This is a genomic window from Acidovorax sp. (genome assembly GCF_046339755.1).
Classification (GTDB): Bacteria; Pseudomonadota; Gammaproteobacteria; order Burkholderiales; family Burkholderiaceae_C; genus Acidovorax.
The window spans coordinates 1-10,181 of the sequence record NZ_JBKDTZ010000184.1 but is presented as its reverse complement, the minus strand read 5'-3'; the positions used below and the strand labels follow the sequence as shown (position 1 = coordinate 10,181).

The window sequence follows — 10,181 nt, the reverse complement described above, 5'->3', positions numbered from 1 at the left end:
GGTGAATCAGTCCATTCTGCTGCACCGCATCTACCGGCTGACGCATGTGCCGATCTCCGCGGAGATGATCGTTTCGGTGGCCAGCGTGTAGCGCTATGTGAAGCAGGCCTACCTGCACTGCTGCCGGCAGGACGCGGGCAGCGGCATGCCATGAGCCATTCTCCTTCCGAATCTGCCGAGGACCCCATCACGGCCGCTGTGAACTGGCAGGTCCGACTGACTTCCGGCAGCGTGGCGACCGGCGAGCGCGAGGACTTCGCGCGCTGGCTGGCTGCCGATGCGCGCCATGCCGCGGCCTGGCAGCGCGTGCAGGGTGTGCTGGTCGATCCGGTGGGACAGATCCAGCGCATCGACCAGCGCAGCCCGGGCCAGTTGAAGGCCGTCCACCAGAGCCTGGCTTCGGCGCCAGAGCCGGTCGCGCTCCGGCGTAGAGGCATCCTGGGCGGTTCGGCCCTGCTGCTGGCCACCGGGGTGGGAGCCGGCTACCTCGCCCACCGCAGCCAGCCGCTGGGTGAGCTGCTGGCCGATGTGCACACCGGCACCGCCGAGACCCGCCACATCCAACTGCCCGATGGCAGCACGCTGGACCTGAATGCCCGCAGCGCGGCCGACCTGCACTTCGACCCGGCACGGCGCCTGGTGCGGCTGCGTGCGGGCGAGCTGCTGGTGCAGGTGGCCCGCGACGCGGCAGCGGCCGGTGCGCGGCCCCGCCCCTTCACCGTGCAGACGCTCCATGGCGCGGCCCAGGCCCTGGGCACGCGCTACCTGGTGCGCCAGGAGGCCGAGCGCAGCCTGGTGGTGGCGCTGCAGCACAGCGTGGCCGTACAGACCGGCGATGGCGTGCAGCGCACCTTGCACGAGGGCCAGGCCGCCTGGATGGACGGCCAGCGCATCGAGCTGGTGGAGCAGCGCATGGCGCACCGCGCCAGCTGGACCGAGGGCATTCTGGACGTGCGCGATGAACCGCTGGGCGATGTGGTCGCCACCCTGGCCGCCTGGCGCAGGGGCTTGCTGCGCGTGAGCCCGGCCGCCGCCCGGCTGCGGGTCTTCGGGGTGTTCCGGCTGAGCGACACGGCGCAGGCCTTGCAGGCCCTGGTGGACACCCAGCCCATCCGCATCACCACCTATGGCCCCCTGCTGACCCTGATCGACGTTGCAGGCAGCTGACGGAAATTTTTTTACCGATGCATGAGGGGTTTTGCCGGGCCCGTTGGACAAGGAGGAGAGCACCCTCTTCCCAACCCCAGCACAGGAACCCGATCCATGCCCAGCCCTTCCTTTAGCCCCCGCCTGCTCGTGGCAGCCCTGACCGCTGCCCTGGGCAGCACCAGCTTTGCGCAAGCCCATTCCACGGCAGACACGCCCCTGGTGGCCCAGGCCGGCGCCGTGCAGAACTGGGACCTGCCCGCGGGCCCCCTGGACGAGACGCTGGCCCGCATCGCCCGGCAAAGCGGCAGGATCCTGACCGCCGACCCGGCGCTGCTGCGGGGCAAGACCGCCCCCGCGGTGCGCGGCAGCTTCGCGGCAGAAGAGGCCGCACAGCGTGCGCTGGCCGGCTCGGGCCTGGCCCTGGTGCGCCTGGGAAGCGACACCCTCACCGTGCGCCCCGCGCCCCCTGCCGCCCAGGCTGCAGCGCCAGCCGTACCGGGCACGGCAGAGCGCAGCATGGCGACCGTGACCGTCGAGGGCTCGCGCGACCCGAACCAGGTGTACCAGCCCTTCGCGGGCGGCCAGGTCGCCAAGGGCGCGCGCCTGGGGGCCCTGGGCAACACCGCTTTGCTCGATGCCCCCGTTGCCATCAGCGGCTACACCGAGCAGGCTTCGCGCGATGCGCAGGCACGGCGCCTGATCGACGTGCTGGCCGTTGATCCGGCCGTGCGCTCCACCAACTCCGAGAGCAATGCGGTGGACGTGTTCTTCCTGCGCGGCCTGCCCATGCTGAGCCAGGACATCTCGTTCAACGAGACCTTCGCGGTGGTGGACACGCGGCGCATTGCCGTGGAGCAGTTCGAGCGCATCGAAGTGCTCAAGGGCCCGAGTGCGCTGCTCAACGGCATCGGGCCGAGCAGCAGCACCACCGGCGGCACGATCAACCTGGTGCCCAAGCGCGGCACGGATGTCCCGCTGACCCGCTTGACGCTGTCGGGCTCGTCGCACGGCCAGATGGGTGCCCACCTGGATGTGGGGCGCCGCTTCGGCACCGACAACGAATGGGGGGTGCGCGTGAACGCCGCCAGCCGGGGCGGCGGCTCCACCGGCGTGCCGAACGAGCGGGTGGGCACCGACCATCTGTCGGTTGCGCTCGACTACGCGGGTGAGAAGCTGCGCGTGAGCCTGGACGTGGCCCAGAACCGCCGGCACTTCGACGGCTTCCCCCAGTTCTTCCGCTTCAACGATGGCTTTGCCCTGCCCGCACCGCCAGCAACGAAACAGGCCTTCAGCCAGCCCTGGGACAGCAGCGACACCAAGAGCTCTTCTGCCGTCTCGCGCGTGGAATACGACATCACGCCCGAATCCACCGTGTTCGGCGTGCTGGGCGGCGTCGACTACGAGGAGTCGAACATCAACGCGGGCAACCCCCGCATCACCTCGGCCAGCGGCAACTTCACCGCCCAGCCCAGCATTTTCAGGACCGGTTCGTCCTTGCGCTCGGGTGAACTGGGCTGGCGCATGCGCTTTGCCACCGGCCCGGTCAAGCACCGGGTGGTGCTGGGCTATTCGCGCTTCACGGGGGATGGCGCGAGCCTGAGCCAGCAAATGGGCAGCGCGTTCACCAGCAACTTCAACAACCCCGTTTTCGTCGCGCGGCCCACCCTGCCCAGCGGCGGCTTCCCGCTGCGCTTTCAGGACAGCGTCTCCGACAGCCTGGCCGTGATGGACTCCATGCACCTGCTGGACGACCGCCTGCACCTGGTCGGCGGGGTGCGCTACCAGAAGCTGGACATCGGCGAGTTCTCCGCGGGCGTGGAGCAGCGCCGCTTCGAGCAGACGGCCACGGCGCCCTCGCTGGGCGCGAGCTACAAGCTGGCGCCCAGCTTCTCGGTGTACGCCAACTACGCCGAAGGTCTGGCGCAGGGGCCGTTGGCCCCCGCGTCCACGGCCAACCTCGGCACAGTCTTCCCTCCCTTCAAGGGCAAGCAGATCGAGACGGGTCTGAAGTACGACGGCGGCTCGTTTGGCGCCAGTGCCGCGCTGTTCCAGATCCGCCAGCCGGTGTCCTACGTCAACGGGAAGAACTTCCTCGTGGTCGATGGTGAACAACGCAACCGCGGCCTGGAGCTGTCGGTCTACGGCGAAGTGGCGAAGAGCCTGCGCCTGAATGCCGGCCTGGCACTGTCCGACGCCGTGCAGTCCAAGACCCTGAACGGCGCCAACGACGGCAAGAAGGCCATCGGCATCCCGGAGCACAGCCTGGTGCTGGGCGCAGAGTGGGATATCACCGCGCTGCCCGGCCTGACCCTGACCGGCAGGTACAGCAAGGTGGCCCGCCAGATGGCCAGTGTGGACAACCAGCAGAGCATCCCCGGCTTCGACAGCTACGACCTGGGCCTGCGTTATGCGACGCGCCTGGCTGGCAAGCCGACCGTGTTCCGCCTGACCGTTGAAAACCTGGCGGACTCCTCGCATTGGCTGTCGGTGCGCACGGGCTTCCTGGCACGGAGCACCCCGCGAACCGCGCTGTTCTCGGTCAGCACGGAATTCTGAGACACCTGCTACAGGGAGCCAAGCTCCTCTTCCAGCGCTTTCAGCTGCTTGCGCAACTCCTCGCTGCGCGCCTCACACGCGGCCTTGCCCTGGCCGGCCGCGGCCGCCCGCTCCTGCGCGAACTGGGTGCCCGATGCCAGGGTGCTGCGCAGCGGGCCGGCGGTGGCCACGGCCTCCGCGGGTTGCGCTGCGCATTCCTTCTGGCTGCGCTCCAGCGCCGCACGTGCCTGGGGAACGCCCTGGTTCTGCAGGTGGTTCTTGCGCTGCCAGGTGGCGCCGAACGCCCCTTCCCTGGAAGTGGAGGGCGGGGACGGGATCGGCGTGGCCCCCTCCAGGGCGGGGCGCACCTCGATCTTTTCGCCCTGGCCAGGGCAGGACGCGTCCTGGAAGGACACCCTGCCCTCGGCATCCGTGCACTTGTTGATGGCCCAGGCCGGGGCCAGAAAGCCCAGTGCCAGGGTGCAGGCGGCATAGCGGATCACGGTCATGGGAGCACTCCTAGCGGGATGGAGGGCACATGTTAGTCCACTGAAACCGGGAAATCGGCTGTGCGTGAGGGCCCTACAATCCGCGGCGTCCATGACCATTCCTTTCTTTGACGCCATCATCATCGGCGCCGGCGCAGCCGGCCTGTTCTGCGCGGGCCAGGCGGGCCAGCGCGGCCTGTCGGTCCTGCTGATCGACCACGCCGAGAAGGTGGCCGAAAAGATCCGCATCTCGGGCGGGGGGCGCTGCAATTTCACCAACCGCGACCTCGACCCCTCGGCGCCGCACAAGCACTTCGTGGGGCAAAACCCGCAGTTCTGCCGCTCGGCGCTGTCGCGCTACACGCCGCAGGACTTCATCGCGCTGGTGGACAGGCACGGCATTCCCCACCACGAAAAGCACAAGGGCCAGCTGTTCGCCGACCGCTCGGCCGAGGACCTGATCGCCATGCTGCTGGCCGAGTGCGCAGCCGGCGGAGTCACGCACTGGCAACCCTGCGGCGTGAAGAAGGTCGCCCCCGAAGCCCTGGACGATGGCCAGAACGGCTACCGGCTGGAGACCGAGCGCGGCCCGGTGCTGGCGCGCAGCCTGGTCATCGCCACGGGCGGCCTCTCGATCCCCAAGATCGGCGCCACCGACTTCGGCTACCGCATCGCCAGGCAGTTCGACATCCCCCTGGTCGAGCAGCGACCTGGCCTGGTGCCGCTGACCTTCGACGGCGACGCCTGGGCGCCCTATGCGCAGCTGTCGGGCCTGGCGCTGCCGGTGCGCATCGGCACGGGCGCCAAGAAGGCGCGCATGGCCTTCGACGAAGACCTGCTGTTCACCCACCGCGGCCTGTCGGGCCCGGCCGTGCTGCAGATCTCAAGCTACTGGCAGGAGGGCACGCCCCTGGCCATCGACCTCGCTCCCACGGTGGACCTGCCCGCCGCATTGGCCCAGGCCAAGGCGCGCTCGCGCAAGCTCATCGCCAACGAGCTGGCCACCCTGGTGCCAAGCCGCCTGGCCGATGCCTGGGCGCAGCGCGAGGCCGACTGGCAGCGCCCCATCGCCGAGGCCTCGGACAAGGCGCTGGCGCGCCTGGCCGAGCAGTTGGCGCGCTGGGAACTCACGCCCACGGGCACCGAGGGCTACAAGAAGGCCGAGGTGACGCTGGGCGGTGTGGACACGCGCGCCCTGTCGCAGCAGACCATGGAATGCAAGTCCCGGCCGGGCCTGTACTTCATTGGCGAGGTGGTGGACGTGACCGGCTGGCTGGGTGGCTACAACTTCCAGTGGGCCTGGGCCAGCGCTTACGCCTGTGCACAAGGACTTCCCCCCTGAGTCGCTTCGCGCCATCCCCCCAGAGGGGGGACGCCCCCAGCGCGGCGGGGCGGCCCTTGCGCGGGGGCACTGGCCTGGGAGCGCGCCAGTTTCACAGGCTGCTCCCGGGACACATTCTCGGGGGTCCCCTCAGGGACTCGCCACCTGGCCCCAGCGCGCATGGCCTAGCCAGTTGCGCAGCGCCACGGCGCCGCCAGGCGTGATCTCCAGCGCGCGGCTGTCGGCACGGCGCAGCAGCCAGCCCTCTTGCAGGCAATGGCTGCAGATCATGGCGCCGAGCCTGCCGGCCACGTGCATGCGCCGCTCGCTCCAGTCCAGGCACGGTCGGCAGTGCGGGCGCTTGCCACTGCCATCCGCGCCCTGGCGGGCCCCTTCATCCAGGCCCAGGCGCTGCAGCACAGCTGCCGCGTGCGCCGTGACATGGCCACCCGCATCGCCGTCGAAGGCCATGGCCCCCTCGTCCAGCAGGTGCTCGGTGATGGCCACGCCCAGGCGCCCGGCAATGTGGTCGTAGCAGGTGCGCGCGGTGCGCAGGGCCGCATCGCGCGGGCCCACCACCACGCGCCGGGGTGCCGTTGCGGGCGCCGGCTGCTGCACCGCCAGCTGCATCAGGCCTTCGAGCACGCGCGCCACGTCGGCCGAGGCCAGGCGGTGGTAGCGGTGGCGGCCCTGGCGTTCCAGCTTCAGCAGCCCGGCCTCCACCAGCAGGGCCAGGTGCCGGCTGGCGGTCTGGGCGGTGATGTGCCCGGCATCGGCCAGCTCGCGCGCGGTCAGGGCGCGCCCGTCCATCAGCGCCATCAGCATGGCCGTGCGCGCGGGCTCGCCGACGAGGCCGGCGATATGGGCGATCTGGTTGGTGTTCATGCCCCCAGTGTGCACCCGCCGCCGGCGGCCACGCTTCGCCCGCCAGCGAAATGAAGCTATGGAATGCTCACCAGTTCGCCGAAGCGCGAATCCCCATACGCCGGCCGCTGGGCATGCTGCAGCACCCACTCCTGCAATTGCGCCACAGGCAGCGGCCGCGTGAAGTGAAATCCCTGCAGTTCCTCGCAGTCGAGCGCGTCCAGCACCTGTACGGTGGCCAGGTCCTCCACCCCTTCGGCCACGATCTTCAGGCCCAGCGTGTGGCCGAGCGCGATGATGGCGCGGGTGATGGCCATGTCGGCCGGGTTGGTGAGCATGTCGTGGATGAAGGACTTGTCGACCTTGAGCCGGTCGATGTCGAAGCGCTTGAGGTAGGCCAGGCTCGAATAGCCGGTGCCGAAGTCGTCGATGGACAGCTGCACGCCCAGGGCCTTGAGGGCCGCCAGCTGGCGCTCGGCCGAATTCGCATGGTCCATGAGCTGCGACTCGGTGATCTCCAGCTCCAGCCGGTGCGCCGGCATGCCGCAGCGCACCAGCAAGGCCTCGATGTCGGGCACGAGCTGCGGGTCGGCCAGTTGCGCCGCCGAGAGGTTGACCGATACCGAGGCCTGCGCCAGCGGATGCGGCACCGAGCCCTGGGGCCCCGTGTGCTCCAGCGACTGCCAGGCCACCCACTGCGAGCAGGCCTGCTGCAGCACCCAGGCGCCGATGGCGCGGATCATGCCGGTTTCCTCCGCAATCGGGATGAACTCACTGGGCGGCACCATGCCCAGCACCGGGTTGTTCCAGCGCAGCAGGGCCTCAACGCCCAGCAGGCGCGAGCCCCGGGCGCTCAGGCGCGGCTGGTAGTGCAGGCTCAGCTCGCCGCGGCCGAGGGCGCGGCGCAGGTGCTGCTCCATGGACTGGCGCGCCAGTGCACGCTGGTCGGTCTCGGCCGAATAGAACAGGGCCATGTCGCGGCCGGTGGTCTTGGCCTCGTACATGGCGGCGTCGGCACGGCGCATGAGCTCGTCGATGTCGCCACCGTCCTCGGGGTAGACGGCGATGCCCACGCTGCAGCTCACGTTGAGTTCATGGCCCTCCACCGGATGGGGCTGGCGGATCAGCGGGATCAGCCGGTTCTCGACCAGCTGCTGCACATCCTCGGGGCCGGCCACGTCGCGCATGATGACCACGAACTCGTCGCCGCCCAGGCGGCTCACGGTGTCGCGGCTGCGCACGGCCTGGGTGAGGCGCTGCGCCACCGAGCGCAGCAGGCCATCGCCGATGTGGTGGCCCAGCGTGTCGTTGATGGCCTTGAAGCGGTCCAGGTCGATGAACAGCACGGCCACGCGTTCGCCGTAGGCCTTCGCATGGGCCAGCGCCAGCTGCAGGCGCTGCACGCACAGCGAGCGGTTGGGCAGCTCGGTGAGCACGTCGTGGTGCGCGAGGAACTGGATGCGCTCCTCGTTCTGCTTGCGGTCGGTGATGTCGATGGCGATGCCGATGTGGTTGACCACGGCCCCCGCCTTGCCCTCGCGCACGGCCGAGACCATGAGCCAGGCCGGATAGGTCTCGCCCGAACGGCGGCGAAAGCGCACCTCGCCCTGCCAGGACTCCTTGTCCTGCATGGCCCGGGTGATCTGCGCCGCCAGCGGTTCCTGGCCCGCCGCGTCCTCCTGCAGGAACCCGAGGTCCTCACCGATCACCTCGTAGAAGTCGTAGTGCGTGCTGCGGCAGAAGGCCTTGTTGACACTGATGATCTGCTGGTCGGCATTCATGATGATGATGCCCTCCGACGAGGCCTCGAACACCTTGGCCCACAGCTCCAGGCGCTGCTCCATGACCTTGAGCACGTTGATGGGCGTGAAGGCCGTGAGCACCGCATCGCGCCCCTGGAACACCAGGCGCCGCGCCGACAGCACGGCCCACGAGGGCTCGGGCCCGCCCTTCCAGCGCACCTCGAACTCGTCGACCGAGCCCTGGTCGGCCAGGCGCTGGAAGAAGCGTCCACGCACCCCGGGCTCCAGCCCTGCGACCCAGGGATCGACGGTGCGGCCGTTGAGCCACTGGCCTGCGGGCGTGTTGGAATGCAGCACCTCGTGCTCGGGAATGGAGGTCACCATGAGGGGAATGGGGAAGGCCTCCACCAGTTCGCGCTGCGCCTCGGCCGCGCGCGCGCTGGCGGCCAGCTCCTGCTGCAGCAGGCGCTCGCGGTCGAGCTGGGCCAGCATGCCGTTGAAGGCCGTGACCAGGCGGCCGATCTCGTCGCTGCTGTTCCAATGGGCGCGCAGCGTGTGGTCGCCGCTCTTTCGCACTTCGTCGGCCACGCGGGCGAGCTGCTGCAGCGGCTTGGCGATCTGGCGCGCCACCAGCGTCACCAGCGACAGGATGCAGCCCAGCAGCACCAGGGCCGTGCCCAGGTGCAGCCACATGCGCGAGTACAGGCTGCCCACGCGCTGGTGCAGCAGCCGGTCCAGGTCGGTGATGCCCGAACCCCAGGCGGCCTGCAGGGTGCCCAGCACCTTGGTTTCCTGCTCGGCCAGCTGGGCCACGGTCAGGCGCGATTCGCCGCTGGCGACGGCCTGCAGGTGCTGCTGGAACTCCAGCAGCGCGGCGTGCAGGGCCTCGCGGTCGTGCACCAGCGCCGCGCGCAGCTCGGGCGAGCCGGCAATGAAGGCCTGGTTGTAGTCGGACTCGATGCCCAGCGTGACGGCCTCCAGCCGCCCCACCAGGGTGAGCAGTTCGGACGACCACTGCGGCCCGCGCGCGGTGCGCGGCGAGTTCAGGAAGCTCACCGTGTCGTGCACGGCCTGCAGCAGCTCGGGAAAGCGCAGCACCGACAGCGACATCTCGTAGTAGCTGTCCAGGTCCGGGTCGAGGATCAGGTTCGATTGGTTGCCCACGGTGGTGAGTAGCTCGCGCCCGTCGCGCAGCAGCTGGCTGCGCAGGCGCGTGAGTGCCTGCGCATCGGCCTGCGCCGCGGCGTCGGTGCCCAGGCGTTCCAGTGCGTCCTGGAAGCGCTGGCCAGCCTCCTGCGTGTGCAGGGCTTCGTCGTGCTCGGCGCGCACCGTGCCCAGGCGCTCCAGCGTCTGGGCCACCGAGAGCGAGGGCTCGCCGGGCTGCAGGAAGCGGCCCAGCAGGCCATCGCGCACCACGGTGGCATAGGTGGTGCCCACGATCTCCTTGCGCGTGAAGTCGATGGCCTGGTTCTTCTCGTGGATCAGGATGCTGGAGACGTAGATCACCGCCGTGAGGTCCAGCAGGTAGATGAGCATGAGCTTGCGGCCGACGCTGAGCCGTCCCAGCCAACCCGATACGCGGTGCATGATTGCCATTGGTGCCCAGTTTCCTGTCTCTGCTATGGTGAGACGGCGAAGGAATGCCGACAATAAGCACACATGCAAGTTCCGCGCCATGCGCACCACCTTGGGGCATACCGCATCTGCTTGCACATTTTTCCAAAGTGGCTGCTATAATGCACGGCTTTGCTGGCATACCCCGTCGGCCAATACTAGTTAGGACGGGGAAACCGCCACGCATGGCCCCAAGGCCCGATCTCCTTGCGACCCTCTGCCGGCACATTTGGAACACATTAGCTAATGACTACGATCCGCGTAAAAGAAAACGAACCCTTTGACGTCGCCCTGCGCCGCTTCAAGCGCACCATTGAAAAGCTCGGCCTGCTGACCGACCTGCGTGCCCGTGAGTTCTACGAAAAGCCCACCGCCGAGCGCAAGCGCAAGAAGGCAGCCGCCGTGAAGCGCCACTACAAGCGCGTTCGCAGCATGCAGCTGCCCAAGAAGCTGTACTGATCGCTGGCC

At 69.2% G+C, this 10,181-nt stretch carries 7 protein-coding genes; 4 read left to right on the top strand and 3 right to left on the bottom strand.

Translation table 11 applies throughout. The features are described 5' to 3' along the window. Positions 1–150 precede the first annotated feature (150 nt). Together ACK59X_RS15155 and ACK59X_RS15150 are read left to right on the top strand one after the other, a co-directional pair. Positions 151–1,167 (top strand): FecR domain-containing protein, encoded by a 1,017-nt coding sequence (locus tag ACK59X_RS15155; RefSeq protein WP_409958369.1) that lies wholly within the window; start codon positions 151–153, stop codon positions 1,165–1,167. 96 nt (positions 1,168–1,263) lie between these two features. Beyond that, positions 1,264–3,705 (top strand): TonB-dependent siderophore receptor, encoded by a 2,442-nt coding sequence (locus ACK59X_RS15150; protein WP_409958367.1) that lies wholly within the window; start codon positions 1,264–1,266, stop codon positions 3,703–3,705. 8 nt (positions 3,706–3,713) lie between these two features. Here ACK59X_RS15150 and ACK59X_RS15145 read toward each other — a convergent pair whose 3' ends face one another. Continuing rightward, positions 3,714–4,193, bottom strand: a complete 480-nt coding sequence (locus tag ACK59X_RS15145) for a DUF4124 domain-containing protein (RefSeq protein WP_409958366.1) — start codon at positions 4,191–4,193, stop codon at positions 3,714–3,716. A gap of 91 nt (positions 4,194–4,284) precedes the next feature. Here ACK59X_RS15145 and ACK59X_RS15140 point away from each other — a divergent pair, with 91 nt between their 5' ends. Continuing rightward, positions 4,285–5,514 carry an NAD(P)/FAD-dependent oxidoreductase gene (locus ACK59X_RS15140; RefSeq protein ID WP_409958364.1) on the top strand — a complete coding sequence of 410 codons (1,230 nt, stop codon included), beginning with the start codon at positions 4,285–4,287 and terminating at the stop codon, positions 5,512–5,514. Between the two features lie 129 nt (positions 5,515–5,643). On the opposite strand, the gene ACK59X_RS15135 is transcribed toward ACK59X_RS15140, so the two are convergent. Both ACK59X_RS15135 and ACK59X_RS15130 read right to left on the bottom strand, forming a co-directional pair. Then, a complete protein-coding gene (locus ACK59X_RS15135) occupies positions 5,644–6,378 on the bottom strand; it encodes an ArsR/SmtB family transcription factor (protein WP_409958362.1) in 735 nt (244 codons plus the stop codon). 56 nt (positions 6,379–6,434) lie between these two features. Next, positions 6,435–9,695: an EAL domain-containing protein gene (locus tag ACK59X_RS15130; protein WP_409958360.1), complete on the bottom strand. Its 3,261-nt coding sequence runs from the start codon at positions 9,693–9,695 to the stop codon at positions 6,435–6,437. 264 nt (positions 9,696–9,959) lie between these two features. Between ACK59X_RS15130 and rpsU the strand changes: the two genes are divergently transcribed. After that, positions 9,960–10,172 carry a 30S ribosomal protein S21 gene (gene rpsU, locus ACK59X_RS15125; RefSeq protein WP_007833691.1) on the top strand — a complete coding sequence of 71 codons (213 nt, stop codon included), beginning with the start codon at positions 9,960–9,962 and terminating at the stop codon, positions 10,170–10,172. The last annotated feature ends 9 nt before the right edge of the window (positions 10,173–10,181 follow it).